At 68.3% G+C, this 14946-nt stretch carries 15 protein-coding genes; 6 read left to right on the top strand and 9 right to left on the bottom strand.

The window, feature by feature from the left end; all coding sequences use genetic code 11:
* Positions 1-101: 101 nt before the first annotated feature.
* Both ahpF and ahpC read right to left on the bottom strand, forming a co-directional pair.
* Positions 102-1706 (bottom strand): alkyl hydroperoxide reductase subunit F, encoded by a 1605-nt coding sequence (ahpF, locus tag GEM_RS22415; RefSeq protein WP_014899685.1) that lies wholly within the window; start codon positions 1704-1706, stop codon positions 102-104.
* 124 nt (positions 1707-1830) lie between these two features.
* Positions 1831-2394, bottom strand: a complete 564-nt coding sequence (ahpC, locus tag GEM_RS22410; RefSeq protein WP_006488685.1) for an alkyl hydroperoxide reductase subunit C — start codon at positions 2392-2394, stop codon at positions 1831-1833.
* A 320-nt stretch (positions 2395-2714) separates the two neighbouring features.
* On the opposite strand from ahpC, the gene GEM_RS22405 reads away from it, so the two are divergent.
* Genes GEM_RS22405 through GEM_RS22395 form a run of 3 tightly spaced genes read left to right on the top strand, consistent with a single transcriptional unit; the run spans position 2715 to position 5689 of the window.
* Entirely contained in the window at positions 2715-3671 is a 957-nt protein-coding gene (locus GEM_RS22405; RefSeq protein ID WP_014899684.1) for an ABC transporter substrate-binding protein, read from the top strand.
* 1 nt (position 3672) lies between these two features.
* Positions 3673-4977, top strand: coding sequence for a dicarboxylate/amino acid:cation symporter (locus tag GEM_RS22400; RefSeq protein ID WP_014899683.1), 1305 nt, complete (start codon positions 3673-3675; stop codon positions 4975-4977).
* A gap of 10 nt (positions 4978-4987) precedes the next feature.
* Positions 4988-5689, top strand: a complete 702-nt coding sequence (locus GEM_RS22395) for an aspartate/glutamate racemase family protein (RefSeq protein WP_014899682.1) — start codon at positions 4988-4990, stop codon at positions 5687-5689.
* A 57-nt stretch (positions 5690-5746) separates the two neighbouring features.
* Here the strand turns inward: GEM_RS22395 and GEM_RS22390 are convergent, their stop codons facing one another.
* From GEM_RS22390 to GEM_RS22380, 4 genes are all read right to left on the bottom strand, one after another.
* The gene (locus GEM_RS22390) at positions 5747-6112 is read right to left on the bottom strand and encodes a type II toxin-antitoxin system VapC family toxin (RefSeq protein WP_014899681.1); all 366 of its coding nucleotides are present in this window, start codon (positions 6110-6112) and stop codon (positions 5747-5749) included.
* Complete coding sequence (locus GEM_RS31950) at positions 6106-6282, bottom strand: hypothetical protein (protein WP_014899680.1); 177 nt, start codon at positions 6280-6282, stop codon at positions 6106-6108. The genes GEM_RS22390 and GEM_RS31950 overlap by 7 nt, the downstream gene beginning before the upstream one ends.
* A complete protein-coding gene (locus GEM_RS22385; protein WP_014899679.1) occupies positions 6276-6494 on the bottom strand; it encodes a ribbon-helix-helix protein, CopG family in 219 nt (72 codons plus the stop codon). The genes GEM_RS31950 and GEM_RS22385 overlap by 7 nt, the downstream gene beginning before the upstream one ends.
* A 113-nt stretch (positions 6495-6607) precedes the next feature.
* Positions 6608-7501: a LysR substrate-binding domain-containing protein gene (locus GEM_RS22380; protein WP_014899678.1), complete on the bottom strand. Its 894-nt coding sequence runs from the start codon at positions 7499-7501 to the stop codon at positions 6608-6610.
* A gap of 177 nt (positions 7502-7678) precedes the next feature.
* Here GEM_RS22380 and GEM_RS22375 point away from each other — a divergent pair, with 177 nt between their 5' ends.
* Genes GEM_RS22375 through GEM_RS22365 form a run of 3 tightly spaced genes read left to right on the top strand, consistent with a single transcriptional unit; the run spans position 7679 to position 10652 of the window.
* On the top strand, positions 7679-8845 hold the full coding sequence (locus GEM_RS22375; RefSeq protein ID WP_014899677.1) for a branched-chain amino acid ABC transporter substrate-binding protein: 1167 nt from the start codon (positions 7679-7681) through the stop codon (positions 8843-8845).
* A gap of 18 nt (positions 8846-8863) precedes the next feature.
* Positions 8864-9403 (top strand): L-2-amino-thiazoline-4-carboxylic acid hydrolase, encoded by a 540-nt coding sequence (locus tag GEM_RS22370; protein WP_014899676.1) that lies wholly within the window; start codon positions 8864-8866, stop codon positions 9401-9403.
* Entirely contained in the window at positions 9396-10652 is a 1257-nt protein-coding gene (locus tag GEM_RS22365) for a Zn-dependent hydrolase (protein WP_014899675.1), read from the top strand. Before GEM_RS22370 ends, GEM_RS22365 begins: the two co-directional genes overlap by 8 nt.
* A gap of 10 nt (positions 10653-10662) precedes the next feature.
* Here the strand turns inward: GEM_RS22365 and GEM_RS22360 are convergent, their stop codons facing one another.
* The 3 genes from GEM_RS22360 to glmS all read right to left on the bottom strand — a co-directional run bounded on the left by GEM_RS22360 (position 10663) and on the right by glmS (position 14893).
* Positions 10663-11499, bottom strand: a complete 837-nt coding sequence (locus tag GEM_RS22360; protein WP_014899674.1) for a c-type cytochrome — start codon at positions 11497-11499, stop codon at positions 10663-10665.
* Between the two features lie 272 nt (positions 11500-11771).
* Positions 11772-13037 carry a hypothetical protein gene (locus GEM_RS22355; RefSeq protein WP_051138036.1) on the bottom strand — a complete coding sequence of 422 codons (1266 nt, stop codon included), beginning with the start codon at positions 13035-13037 and terminating at the stop codon, positions 11772-11774.
* A gap of 32 nt (positions 13038-13069) precedes the next feature.
* On the bottom strand, positions 13070-14893 hold the full coding sequence (gene glmS, locus GEM_RS22350; RefSeq protein WP_014899672.1) for a glutamine--fructose-6-phosphate transaminase (isomerizing): 1824 nt from the start codon (positions 14891-14893) through the stop codon (positions 13070-13072).
* Positions 14894-14946 lie beyond the last annotated feature (53 nt).

The raw sequence follows: 14946 nt of genomic DNA, 5'->3' as shown, positions 1-14946 counted from the left end.
ACGCTCGCGCAGCGCCGCTCGACGCCGGATGAAAAAGGACCCCGCACGCCGACCAGGGCACGCGGGGCCAAGAGAGACGAACCGGTGTGATGCGGTGCGCGTTACGCGGCGACCGCTTCTTCAGCCTGCCGCGCATCGGCCGCGGCAGCGGCCGGCGTCACGTCCTGCCGGATCAGGTGGTCGAACGCGCCGAGCGACGCCTTCGCCCCTTCGCCGACCGCGATCACGATCTGCTTGAACGGCACCGTCGTCACGTCGCCGGCCGCGAACACGCCCGGCACCGACGTCGCACCGCGCGCATCGACGACGATCTCGCCGTGCTTCGACAGTTCGACCGTGCCCTTCAGCCATTCGGTGTTCGGCACGAGGCCGATCTGCACGAACACGCCTTCGAGGTCGATGCGCTTCGCTTCGCCCGAACGCAGATCCTTGTAGACGAGCCCGTTCAGCTTGCTGCCGTCGCCGGTCAGCTCGGTCGTCTGCGCCTGCGTGACGATCGTCACGTTCGGCAGGCTGCGCAGCTTGCGCTGCAGCACTTCGTCCGCGCGCAGTTGCGCACCGTATTCGATCAGCGTGACTTCCTTCACGATACCGGCCAGGTCGATCGCGGCCTCGACGCCCGAGTTGCCGCCGCCGACCACCGCGACGCGCTTGCCCTTGAACAGCGGGCCGTCGCAGTGCGGGCAGTACGCGACACCGCGGTTGCGGTATTCGCGCTCGCCCGGCACGTTGATTTCGCGCCAGCGTGCGCCGGTCGCGAGAATGATCGTCTTCGCCTTCAGCACCGCGCCGTTCGCGAGGCGGATCTGGTGCACGTCACCCGGAATCAGCGCATCGGCGCGCTGCACGTCCATGATGTCGACGTCGTATTGCTTCACGTGCTGCTCGAGCGCGACGGCGAACTTCGGCCCTTCGGTTTCCCGCACCGACACGAAGTTCTCGATCGCCATCGTGTCGAGCACCTGGCCGCCGAAACGCTCGGCGACCACGCCCGTCGCGATGCCCTTGCGCGCCGAGTAGATCGCGGCTGCCGCACCGGCCGGGCCGCCGCCGACGATCAGCGTGTCGAACACCGGCTTGTTCTCGAGCGACTTCGCGGCGCGGGCGCTGGCGCCCGTGTCGAGCTTCGCGAGGATTTCCTTCACGCTGCTGCGGCCCTGGCCGAACGATTCGCCGTTCAGGAACATGGTCGGCACGGCCATGATCTGGCGGGCCTCGACTTCGTTCTGGAACAGCGCGCCGTCGATCGCGACGTGGCGGATGCGCGGGTTGATCAGCGACATCACGTTCAGCGCCTGCACGACTTCCGGGCAGTTCTGGCACGACAGCGAGAAATACGTCTCGAACGCGTAATCGCCGTCGAGCGCGCGGATCTGTTCGATCACGTCGTCGTCGAGCTTGATCGGGTGGCCGCCCGTCTGCAGCAGCGCAAGCACGAGCGACGTGAATTCATGGCCCATCGGGATGCCGGCGAAACGGATGCCGGCCGGCTTGCCGGGCTCGCCGATCGAGAACGACGGCTTGCGCTCGGCGTCGTCGCGGCGTTCGGTCACGGTCACGCGCGACGTCAGCGACGCAATCTCGTTCAGCAGCGCAAGCAGTTCCTGCGACTTCGCGCTGTCGTCGAGCGAGGCGACGAGTTCGATCGGGCGCGTGATCTTTTCGAGGTACGCTTTCAGTTGGTTCTTGAGATTGGCGTCGAGCATGGCGTTTCGGATTCCGTATTGATGAGGCTGGTCGGGCACGTCGTGCCGGAGGAGGGCGCGGACCGCGCGAGGCGGCCCGTAGCGTACATCTTGCGCGCCTCGTGCGAGGCGCGCGGGGCGATCGTCAGATCTTGCCGATCAGGTCGAGCGACGGGGTCAGCGTTTCCGCACCCGGCGTCCACTTGGCCGGGCACACTTCACCCGGGTGTGCCGCGATGTATTGCGCAGCCTGCACCTTGCGCAGCAGTTCGCCTGCGTCGCGGCCGATGCCGTTGTCGTGGATTTCACACAGCTTGATCTCGCCTTCCGGGTTGATCACGAACGTGCCGCGCAGCGCCATCCCTTCTTCCTCGATCAGCACGTCGAAGTTGCGCGACAGCGTGAGCGTCGGGTCGCCGATCATCGGGTACTTGATCTTGCCGATCGTGTCCGACGTGTCGTGCCATGCCTTGTGCGTGAAGTGCGTGTCGGTCGACACGCCGTAGATTTCGACACCCAGCTTCTGGAATTCCGCGTAGCGGTCGGCGAGGTCGCCCAGCTCGGTCGGGCAGACGAACGTGAAGTCGGCCGGGTAGAACACGACGACGGACCACTTGCCCTTGAAGTTCTCTTCGGACACGGGCACGAAATCGCCGTTGTGGTATGCGGTTGCCTTGAACGGTTTGATTTGGGTGTTGATGATCGGCATCTTGCGAGTTCCTTTGCGTTGGTGTTGATGAAGTGTTGCCAGTATCCGGGTTCACCCTGAGTTTGTGAAATTGCTTGTTTCAATCCGCGGCATCGGGAATTTCTATCTGCTTCCGGCCCCCGTTCCGGCGGGCCGTCCGGACGGCCCGTGCCATCCGGTCCGGGCCTTCCGGCGGATTCCGGCCGGCCGGCGCTTCTGACACATTGGGCGTGCGGGAGGGCGTGGCGCCGGGCGACGGCGCTGCGCCCCGCGCAAGGGCCCGGCGCCCGTTCGGCACGAACGGTTGCGCGGTCGTTCGACACGCTCCTTCCCACTGCGCCATGAACCTCTTTTCCGGACGCGCCGCGCGCGCGCTGCTTGCGTGGTTCCGCGACATCCGTCCCGAGCGCCGATGCCTGGGTCGGTACTTGCGCGGCACGGTCTGCGTACTCATCGCCGTGTCGTGCGCCGCGCGGGCGCTGGCCCTCGATGCATCTGCAGCGGCCGCGGCGGCGACGCCGACCACCACGTCGACCGGGCTCGTACGGATGCCCGACGGCCGGCTGCTCGCGCCCGAGTTCGCGCGCATCGTCACGCGCGGCGTGCTCGTCGTCGCGGTGCTCGGCGTCGATCAGCCGCCGTTCTTCATGTCGCGCCACGGCGCACTGGCCGGCGTCGACATCGATCTCGCCGACCAGCTCGCGAAAAAGCTTGGCGTGTCGGTGCAGTTCGACCGCGATGCGCGCACCTTCGACGACGTCGTGCATCTGCTCGCAACGGGGCAGGCCGACGTCGCGATCAGCAAGCTGTCACGCACGTTGCCGCGAGCGCAGGTGGTCCGCTTCAGCACGCCGTACATCAGCCTGCGGCGCGCGCTGCTGATCAACCGCGTCGGCTTCGCGGAACTCGCGAAAGGGCGGTCGCTGCCCGAAGTCGTGCGCGACTACCGCGGCACGATCGGTGTCGTCGCGGGCTCGGCCTACGCGGAATACGTGCGCAACGACTTCCCGGCCGCGCAGGTGCGCACCTATCCGAGCTGGCCGGCGACGCTCGACGCGCTGAACGCCGGCGCGGTATCGGCCGTGTATCGCGACGAACTCGCGATCAAGCTCGTGATGCAGGACGACCCGACCGCGCCGATCCGGCTGCGCGTCGCGACCTTCGACGACCTGACCGATGCGCTTGCCGTCGGCGTGCCGGTGTCCGCGCCGACGCTGCTCGCGTTCGTCAACCAGTTCCTGGCCGAGCGCAACAAGCGGCTCGACGTGAAATCCCTGCTCGATGCGATGGGTCGCTAACATGAACATGAACGAGAACATCAGGATCACCCCGCGCATCGAGCGGCTGCATGCGCTGGCGATCCATCCGCTGACGGTATTCGGCAGCCTCGCGCTCGGGATCGTGGCCGGCATTCTGTGGCCGGCCGCCGCGCCGAAATTCGACTACGTCGGCCAGGTGTACGTCGGCCTGCTGAAGATGACGGCGCTGCCGTTCATGACGGCCGCCGTGATTTTCAGCCTGCAGCGGCTGCTGCGCGACGGCAACGCGTCGGATCTGGTGATGCGCGTGATCGCGACGTTCGGCTGCGTGTCGGTGTTCGTGGTGGTGGTCGGCGCGGTCGTGCTGGTCGCGATGCGGCCGGGCGAGCACCTGTCGACCGCGACGCTGAAGGCGTTCGGCGCGCTGGTTGGCAGCGACGGCGCGGCGAGCGATACGGTGATGACGCTGTACGGCACCGATCCCGCCGAGAAGTCCTCGGGCCTCGCCGATATGCTGATCGCGCTGGTGCCCGGCAATTTCTTCGCGGCGCTCGCGAGCGGCGACACGCTGAAGGCGCTGGTGTTCTCGCTGTTCTTCGGGTTTGCGTCGGGGCGCGTGCCCGCGAGCATCTCGGCGGCGCTGAGCCAGACGCTGGAGACTGTCTATTTCACGTGCCAGAAGATCATGCACTGGCTCGCGTATCCGACGCCGATCGTGCTGTTCTGCGGCGGCGCCGCGCAGATCGGCACGTCGGGGTTCGGGCCGCTCGAGGCGATGTTCCGCTTCGTCGCGGCGTTCTGCGTCGTCGCGCTCGTGCTGATCGCGGCGGCGATCGTCGTGATCTGGAAGCGCTCGGGCGCCACGCTGTCCGCGACGCTCGCCGGGTTGCGCACACCATTCGCGATGGCGCTCGCCACCCGCAGCAGCGTGGCCTGCATGCCGAGCATGATCGAGTGCCTGGCCGACGGGTTCGGCTTCGCCCGCGCGCGCGTCGAGCTGGTCGTGCCGCTTGCCGTGTCGCTGCTGCGCGTCGGGCCGATGGTCTATTACGCGAGCGCGACGCTGTTCGTCGCGCAGCTCTACGAGCGTCCGCTCGGCCCGGGCGAGCTTTGCGTCGTGCTGGTGGCGTCGGTGCTGGCCGGGTTCGCGTCGACCGGCACGTCGGGGGTCGTGACCGTGTCGCTCGCCGGGATGGCGTGCGCGGCGCTGCATCTGCCGTTCGAGGCCGCGTTCGTGCTGTTCGCGGCGGTCGATCCATTCTGCGAGATATTGCGCACGCTGTTGCTGGTGATCGGCAACTCGGCCGTGGTGTCCGCAATCTGCGCGCGGCCGTCGCGCGCGTGAAGGGGGCATCATGGCGCTCGTCGGCGTGTTGGGTGGAATGGGGCCGCTGGCCACGGTCGACTTCATGCATCGCGTGATCCGCTTGACGCGGGCGCGCTGCGATCAGGAGCATCTGCCGATGATCGTCGCGAATCTGACGCAAACGCCTGATCGTTCGCGTGCGATCGTCGACGGCGGGGCCGACCCGCTGCCGGCGCTGCTCGACGGCGTCGGGCTGCTGAATCGGTGCGGCGTCGACGTGATCGCGATCCCGTGCAATTCGGCGCATCACTGGTATGAGCCGATGCGCGAGCGCAGCGCGGCGCCGATCCTGCATATCGTCGATGCGTCGGTGGCCGCGTTGCCGGCCGGCGTGCGGCGCGTCGCGGTGCTCGCGACCGGCGGCACGCTGGTGTCGGGGTTCTATCAGGCGGCGCTGCGCGCGCGCGGCTTCGAGCCGGTGATGCCGGGCGCGGCCGCGCAGCGCGATATCGCGGCGTGCATCGCGGCCGTCAAGGCAGGCAGGATCGATGCGTCGGTGCGGTGCCTGTCGCGTGCGCTCGCGACGCTGGTGCGACGGGACGTCGGCGTTGCCGTGATGGGCTGCACGGAAATCCCGATCGCCGCGCGCGCGTTGCGCGACGCGCCGTTCGCGTTGATCGACAGCACGCAGGAACTGGCGCGCGCGACGGTCACGTACGCGCTCGAGCGAGGGTGGGGGCGGACCGCGTGACGCGTGGCGACGGCGGGACGCGCGGATGTCCGGCACGCAGGACGGGCAGCGCTCGCGCTAGATCTGATAGGGCGCCCGGACGCCCGGTTCGGTGAGGGGGAAATCCTTCGTGTTGCGCGACACGAGCAGCAGGCCGTTCACTTGCGCCGACGCCCATATGATCGCGTCGGGCAGGCGAATGCGGCGTTCCTTGCGAATCGTTACAGCGCGATTGGCCACCGTGCTGTCGACCGGGATGATATCGAACGACGCAAGCCACGTGCGGATCGCCGCATCGTCGCCGGGCGTCGCGCCGACCAGGACTTCCATCCAGGTCACCATGCTGATCGCCCGGTAGTCGTAGCGGGCAAGCTCCGCGCGCGCGGCCTCCACGCCACCGAGATAGTCGATCAGGATGTTGGTGTCGAAGAGTGCGTTTACCATTCCGCGCGCAGCGCCTCCTGATAGGCGAGCCCGTTGAGCGCACGAACTTTCCAGAGACCGAATACGGTGTCGGCATGCGGCGGCCGGTGCTGCGACGGGCAAGCGTCGGCCGGGGTCGCGCGGCCTGGATAGCCGGCCGCGCTGGGGGGGGTGATAAGTGCTTTTACCATTCTGAACGCAGCGCCTCCTGATAGGTGAGCCCGTCGACCACGCGATCTTTCCACAGACCGAATACGTTATCGGCATGCGATCGCTTGTGCTGCGCGATATACGCGTCGATCGCATCGCGAATGATCGCAGCGCGAGGGCGTTGCTCAGTCTCGACGATGGCGGCCAGTTCGTCGAGCTGGCCGTTCGACAGATCAATCAGGATACGGCTCATTGCAACCTCCGATATATGATATGCATATCATATATATCCAGATGGTCGCCCGCAAGGCGTCGATGCTTGCCGGGCAAGCGTGACGGGCTGCCGCCACGCTGCGGCCCGGGCGCTCAGGCAGCGATCTTCCTCAGCCAGTCGGCGAGCCGTCTCGCCCCGTCCGGCATGTCCGCATCCTCGCGCGTGCACAGGTAGTAATCGCGGCCGTCGTCGAGCGCGTGGTCGAACAGCTTCACGAGTTCGCCGCTCGCCAGTTCGCGCTCGACCAGCGGCGCGCGCAGCAGCGCCGCGCCGAGATCCGCGCGCGCCGCGCTCAGCGTCAGCTGCCCGTCCTCGAACATCGGCCCCACCGCATGCGACACATGCCGCACGCCCGCGCCGTGCAGCCAGTTGACCCACGTGCTGCGATCCTCGTCGTGCACGAGCGGCGCTTGCGCGAGATCGGCCGGCGTGCGGAACGGCCCGTGGCGCTTCAGGAACGACGGGCTGCACATTGGCACCATCGCGCCCGGCAGCAGCCGCTCGCAGCGGTAGCCAGGCCAGTCGCCGGTGCCGAAGCGGATCGACAGGTCCGACGCGTCGCTTCGATAGTTGCGGTGATGCGCATACAGCACGGTCACGTCGACGTCGGTGTTGTCGGCGAGGAATGCATGCAGGCGCGGAATGAACCAGCCGATGCCGAGCAGCGGGATCAGGCTGATCGTGATCTGCCGCAGCGACGAACGATCGCGCACGAAGCGCGTCGCGCTGCGCAGCACCGAGAACGCGGCGCTGATCGAGCGGTAATAGTCGCGCCCCTCGTCGGTGAGCGCGAGCAGCCGGCCTTCGCGCACGGTCAATGGCGTCTGGATGAACGCCTCGAGCAGTTGCAACTGATGGCTGACCGCGGACGGCGTGATGTCGAGTTCGTGCGCGGCCGCAGTGACCGACCCGAGACGCGCGAATGCCTCGAACGCGCGCACGGCGCGAAGCGGCGGATCGTACGGCAATTGTTCGATATTTTTCATGTGTCGAATTTTATCGAAAAATCAGGGTAAGCGACAACATTAAAATATCCCGTATTTACAGCGCATTACGATAATGTGTCGGGAATGGCATAAGCATTCAACAATTGAGTATTTGGGGTGAGGGTGCTGAATCTTTAATATTTTTCATGTTTTGATCCGAGTCACTGATCCCCGCACATGAAAATCGCTTTCCTTCCCGCCAGCCTCGCATTGTCCGCGGCCACGCTGATCGCTTCCGTTCCCGCCTTCGCGCAATCCGCGCCGCAGACGATCCTGATCGGTCTCGCCGCGCCGCTCACCGGCCCGTCCGCGCGGATCGGCAAGGACCTGCAGAACGGCGCGCAGCTCGCGATCGACGACGCGAACGCGAAGCATCCGAGCATCGGCGGCAAGCCGGTCGTCTACAAGCTCGTCGCGGCCGACGATCAATCCGACCCGCGCACGGCCGTCGCGGTCGCGCAGCAACTGGTCGACCAGCACGTGATCGGCGTCGTCGGTCACTGGAACACGGGCTGCAGCGTGCCGGCGTCGCGCGTCTATCGCGATGCGGGCATCCCGCAGATCGCACCGGCATCCACCGGCCACCAATACACGCAGCAGGGCTATGCGACGGCGTTTCGCATCATGGGTCACGACGATGCGGGCGGCAACTTCACCGGCGCCTACGCGGTGAAGACGCTGAAGGCGAAGCGCATCGCGGTGATCGACGATCGCACGTCGTTCGGCGCGGGGCTGGCCGACCAGTTCATCAAGGGCGTGCAGGCGAACGGCGGCGCGATCGTCGACCGCCAGTACGTGAACGACAAGACGACCGACTTCAGCGGCGTGCTGACCGCGATCAAGGGCAAGCGCGCGGATCTCGTGTTCTTCGGCGGGCTCGACGCGCAGGCCGCACCGATCGCGCGCCGGATGCGCCAGCTCGGCGTGAACGCGCCGCTGCTCGGCGCGGGCGGCTTCGTGAGCCAGACCTTCCTGTCGCTCGCGGGCAAGGACGGCGACGGCGTGACGGCGCTCGAACCGGGCCTGCCGCTCGACCGGATGCCGGGCGGCAAGGCGTTCGATACGCAGTACCGCACGCGCTTTCACGCGCCGATCGAACTGCACGCGCCGTTCGCGTACGACGCGGCCGCCACGCTGATCGCGGCCGCGCAGAAAGCCGGCACGACGCAGCCGGCCAAGCTGGTCGCGGCCGTGCGCGCGATCGACCGGCCCGGCGTGACCGGCAAGATCGCGTTCGACAACGAAGGCAACCTGAAGGACCCGGCGTTCACGATCTACCAGGTGCGCGGCGGCAAGTGGAGCGTCGTCGACGTACTTGGCGGCGCGCACGCCGCAACCAAATAAACGACGGAGACGAACCCCATGACCGACACGACCCATGCATCCGCCGCGGCACCCGAGGACACGCGCCTCGGCATCCTCGCGCGGCGCCGCATCGAAGCGGAAATCATCAAGCCCATCTACGAGATCATGAAGCGCGAATTCGGCGTCGAACGCGCGCAGGCCGTGATCGCGGAAGCCGTGCGCGGCGCGGCCGTCGACGCGGGCCGCACGTTCGCCGCGCAGGAGCCGGACGGCACGAGCGTGCAGTCGTTCATCGCGCTGCAGGTGCTGTGGGAGAAGGACGATGCGCTCGACGTCGAGGTGCGGCGCGCGGACGACGCGCACTACGACTACGACGTGCACCGCTGCAGCTACGCGGAGATGTATCACGCGATGGGGCTCGGCGAAATCGGCCACCTGCTGAGCTGCGCGCGCGACAGCTACTTCATCGAGGGCTACGACCCGCGCATCGCACTGACGCGCACGAGCACGATCATGCGGGGCGGCAAGCGCTGCGATTTTCGTTATGCGCTGCAGGCTGCGCCGCGCGACGACGCCCCGGAGGCCGGCCATGCGTGAGGACCTCGCGGTTGCGCCGCGCGTCGACGGCGCACGCCTGTGGGCGTCGCTCGAACGGATGGCGCTGATCGGCGCGACGCCGAAGGGCGGCGTCTGCCGTCTCGCGCTGACCGACCTCGACCGCGAGTCGCGCGACCTGTTCGTGCAGTGGGCGCGCGACGCCGGCTGCACGGTGCGCGTGGATCAAATGGGCAACGTGTTCGCGCGCCGCGCGGGCCGCAATCCCGATGCCGCGCCGGTGATGACGGGCTCGCACGCCGATTCGCAACCGACGGGCGGCCGTTACGACGGCATCTACGGCGTGCTCGGCGGCCTCGAAGTCGTGCGCGCGCTGAACGACGCCGGCATCGAGACCGAACGCCCGATCGACGTCGTGATCTGGACCAACGAGGAAGGTTCGCGTTTTGCGCCGGCGATGATCTCGGCCGGCGTGTTCTCCGGCGTCTATACGCTCGAATACGGGCTGTCGCGTACTGACGGCGCAGGCAGGACGATCGGCGAGGAACTCGCGCGGATCGGCTACGCGGGCGCCGAGCCGGTCGGCGGCTATCCGGTGCATGCCGCGTACGAGCTGCATATCGAGCAGGGTGCGATTCTCGAACGCGCGGGCAAGACGATCGGCGTCGTGACGGCCGGGCAGGGGCAGCGCTGGTACGAGGTGACGCTGACGGGCGTCGACGCGCACGCGGGCACGACGCCGATGGAATTCCGGCGCGACACGTTGGTCGGCGCCGCGCGGATGATCGAATTCGTCGACGCGCTCGGTCGTCGCCATGCACCGCACGCACGCGCGACGGTCGGGATGATCGAGGCGCGGCCGAATTCGCGCAACACGGTGCCGGGCGGCTGCTTCTTCACGGTCGAATTCCGCCATCCCGACGATGCGGTGCTCGACGAACTCGATGCGGCGCTGCGTGCGGAACTGGCGCGCGTGGCGGCCGACGCCGGCCTCGGCGCGCAGATCGAGCAGATCTTCAAGTATCCGCCGGTGCCGTTCGCGCCGGGCTGCATCGACGCGGTGCGCGACGCGGCGCAGGCACTCGGGCTATCGCACATGGACATCGTGTCCGGCGCGGGCCACGACGCGTGCTACGTCGCGCGCGTCGCGCCGGCCGGCATGATCTTCGTGCCGTGCGTCGACGGGCTGAGCCACAACGAGGCCGAGGCGATCACGCCGGAATGGTCGGCGGCGGGTGCCGACGTCCTGCTGCGCGCGGTGCTGCAAAGCGCGCAGGAGCCGGGCGCGTGACGGGCGCGGCTTACTTGCCGGCCTTGCGCCGCGCCATGTAAGCGAGGTAGGCGACGATCTGGTCGAGTTCCCGGTCGCTCAGTTGATCGGACGGGAACGCAGGCATCACGCGGCCCGGCCAGTCGCGCACCGATGCCGGGTTGCGGATGTAGCGGCGCAGCGCGGCGGGCTGGAAGTAGTCGACCGGATTCATCGGCGTGTTCAGGTCGGGCCCGGTCTGGCTGCTGCCCGCGCCGTCGATGCGGTGGCACGCGAGGCATTGCGTGACGAACAGCCGCTGGCCAGCGCGGGCCGGATCGTGCGCGGGCAGTGCCGGATCGACGCCGAGCGACGGCCAGCGCGCGAGCGGCGACGATTCGATCGTGATGCGCACGATCTGATACGGCCACTGCTCGCCGCGCACCGACGACGCGTCCGGCCCGAGCCACACCAGGTAGAACGGCCCCGCGCTGACCTGCTTGCCCGGCAGCGTCGGCCACGGGTGCGCGGGATCCTCGATCGCGAGCCACGCGACGGCGCCGGCCGGTGCGCGACGGCGCGCGAGATTCAGCGGCAGTTGCGCGGCGAAGCCGTCGGCCGCGCGGGTTTCGAGCACGCCGTCCGCCGGCAGAGGCGTGTCGCCGAGCAGGGCGGCGAACGGCACCGCGCGGAACGTCATCGGCCGGCCGTACGCGATGTCGCGCGGCACGTGGATGTCCGTCGCATCGGGGCGCGCGAGCAGCGCCTGGCGCGTCAGGACCCGTGGCGTGCCGTCAGTCTCGAGTGCGAGCGAGCCCTGCGCGGACGCACGCGTTGCGATCAGGCACACCGTCAGCAGCAACAGCGAAAACCACGGGCGCTTCAGCATTCGTTCTCCGGGAAGGGGTGTTGGATGGGGCGTTCCAGCGGCGGCCACGCGCGAGCGCCGCGGCCGATGGAACGAATCGGGCGACAGTCTATCCGGTACGCGCGGTGCTGGCGACTTCGGTACGGGGCAGGGGCGGCCGCGCGCGTGGCGGGCCTGCGACAGCCGGCCCGGTTACGACACGGCCGAAGGGATGCGAAATCGCATTGCGCGATTCGGGCCGTGGCGCAAACGTACGGGTTGATCGCGTTGATCCGGATCGATCTGCGTCGTCGTCAATGCGCTGAACACTGCGCGTCGGCCTTCGGTAAAGGCGTTTCGCGCGCCGTGTCGAAATCGGCTTCGCGCGTCCCGGACGGTGTCAGCGACACGAAATGCATCGTCCCGCTGCGTGCCGGGAATCCGGCGATACCGGTCGAACCCCACGGAATCGGCGAGCGCTGCACGGCGCTCACCGACATTCCGGTTGGCGAAAGCGCGAGCGTCAGCAGGCGCCCGTCGCGGGTCGGCACATACGCATGCGTGCCGTCGACGCCGATTCCGGACTCGCGCACCGACGCCGGCAGGCAGTCGAGCGTGGCGAGGCGACGGCCGTCCGGGTCGAGCAGCATCGCGACGCCGCGATTGTCCGCCGTGGTCGTGACGACGATGAAGCGGTCGATCTCCGGCACGTAGGCGGACGAATACACGTAGTACTGGATCGCGTCGTTCAGCGGCCCGAGCTTCTCCAGTTTCGCCGTGACCGGATCGAACATCGCGTACTCGAGCCCCGCGTCCGTGCTGCCTTCGATGTATTTCTGCCAGACCAGCAGCGCGCGGTGCGGCGAGCCCGCGACCACGGGCCACCACTCGCGGCGGTGCGGCGCGACCGACACATGGTTCAACACGCGCCCCTCGGCATCGTAGGTCTTCAGGTAGACGCCGTTGCCGGTGCCGAGGTTGTCGACGCCGCCGCCGTCGATCCAGTCGGCGGAGTAGAACACGACGAACCGTTCGCCGACCGCGGCGACGTGCCCCGAGTGACCGCCCGCTTCGACGTCGTTCGGGTAGGGCTTGACCGGTTTCAGGTCGCGCCGATAGATGCCGTATCGCTGGCTGACCACTTGCGGCGTGTTCCAGCCGTCCTCGAACGTGACGAAGATGTCGCCGCGCGGGTTCTGCGCGATCGACACGGGTTCCTGCGCCTCCGGGCGGCTGATGAACGTATGGACGCGCAGCAGCCGCGGCTTGCCCGGCAGCCATTCGCCGACGTACACGTCATGCGGCCAGTTGCCGTTGCGCAGCGCGCCGCGCGGCACGATGCCCGAGCTGCTGAAGAAGACCCAGCGCCGGCCGTTGCCGGTGTCGGCCACGCCGATCCCGTGCATGAAGCGCCGCGGATCGCCGCTTTCCTGCGGCGACGCGGGCGCCTGCACGGTGACGGTATGCACGACCGGCGCGCCGCCGAACGTGCGCGACGGCGCCGCGACGGCGCAGCACGCGCCGCAGAGCGCGGACGCGACGCGCCACGCGGCGGCGCGCCGGACCGCGTTCGAGCGCATGGCGGCGGCTTGCGCCACCAACGGCTGCCGCATCACTCGACGGTGACCGATTTCGCGAGGTTGCGCGGCTTGTCGACGTCGGCGCCGCGCGCACAGCCGACGTGATAGGCCAGCAGCTGCAGCGGGATCACGTTGACGATCGGCGCCAGCGCGTCGCCGGATTCGCGCACGCGGATCAGGTGCGTGTCGCGGTCGGCGTCGATCTCGAGATGGTGGCCCGCGAGCACGTAAAGCCGCCCGCCGCGTGCGCGCACCTCGGCCATGTTGGACTTCAGCTTCTGGAACAGGCGATCGTCCGGCGCGATCGTGACGACCGGCATCGCGCTCGTGACGAGTGCGAGCGGCCCATGCTTCAGTTCGCCGGCCGGATAGCCTTCCGCGTGGATGTACGACACCTCCTTGAGCTTCAGTGCGCCTTCGAGCGCGATCGGGTAATGAATGCCACGCCCGAGGAACAGCGCGTTCTCGGTACGCGCGAACTTCGTGGCCCAGCCCATGATCTGCGTTTCCAGCGCGAGCGCGTGGCCGATGCGGTCCGGCAGTTCGTGCAGCTTCTTCAGGTGCATCGCGACGTGCGCGGGATCGAGCCGGCCGCGCTGTTGCGCGAGCGTCAGCGTCAGCAGGAACAGCGCGACGAGCTGCGTCGTGAACGCCTTGGTCGACGCGACGCCGAGCTCGATGCCGGCGCGCGTCAGGAAGCAGAGCGGTGCGGTGCGTGCGATCGTGCTGGTCGCCACATTGCAGATTGCCATCGACAGTTCCTGGCCCATCCCGCGCGCGCGTTCGATCGCGCCGATCGTATCGGCGGTTTCGCCGGACTGCGAAATGCCGACGACCAGCGTGCGCGGATCGGGCACGGTGTCGCGATAGCGGTATTCGCTCGCGATCTCGACCTGCGCGGGGATGCCCGCGATGCCCTCGAGCCAGTATTTCGCAGTCAGGCCCGCGTAATAGCTGGTGCCGCAACCGAGCAGCAGCACGCTCCGGGTCTTCGACAGCATCGCGCGCGTGCTGTCGTTGCCGCCGAACAGCGCGGGTGAGATCGTGTCGATCCCGTCGATCGTGCTGGCGATCGCCTTCGGCTGCTCGAAGATCTCCTTCTGCATGAAGTGCTGGTACGGGCCGAGCGCGGCATCGCCGTCGCGCGCCTTCACTTCGCACAGCGGGCGCTGCGCTTCGCGCCCGAGCGCGTCGACCACGCCGATGCGTTCCGGCGTGATCAGCGCGACGTCGCCGTCCTCCAGGTAGACGAAGCGGTCGGTCAGGTCGCCGAGCGCCGCGCAGTCGGACGCGAGATAGTTCTGGTCCGCGCCGATGCCGATCACGAGCGGCGAGCCGGCGCGCGCGGCGACCAGCCGCTGCGGCTCGCGCGCGCTGAGCACGGCGATCGCATACGCGCCGCGCAGCCGCTTGACCGCGCGAATGACCGCGTCGAACAGGTCGTCGCGATACACGCTGTGGATCAGGTGCGCGATCACCTCGGTATCGGTCTCGCCACGAAACGCATAGCCGCGCTGCTGCAGCTCGGCTCGCAATTCGTCATGGTTCTCGATGATCCCGTTGTGCACGACCGCGATCGTGTCGCCCGACATGATCGGGTGCGCGTTCCGTTCCGACGGTGCACCGTGCGTCGCCCAGCGCGTGTGCGCGATGCAGGTCTGCGCTTCGAGACCGAGCGTCAGCACGCGGTCCTGCAGGTCGGCCACGCGTCGCAGCGTGCGTTCGCTGCGCAGGCGGCCGTCGCGCTGCACCGCGATGCCGCACGAATCGTAGCCGCGATACTCGAGCCGGCTCAGTGCATTGACCAGTTGCGGCACCTGATTGTTCAGGCCGCTTGCTCCGACGATTCCGCACATGATTCACCTCGTTGACGGGAAGTTGCCGGCCGGCGCGCAACGCGCGCCAGCGC

The organism is Burkholderia cepacia GG4, assembly GCF_000292915.1.
Lineage (GTDB): Bacteria > Pseudomonadota > Gammaproteobacteria > Burkholderiales > Burkholderiaceae > Burkholderia > Burkholderia cepacia_D.
Note: the sequence above shows the minus strand (reverse complement) of the source record. Positions and strands in the feature narration are given on the sequence as shown.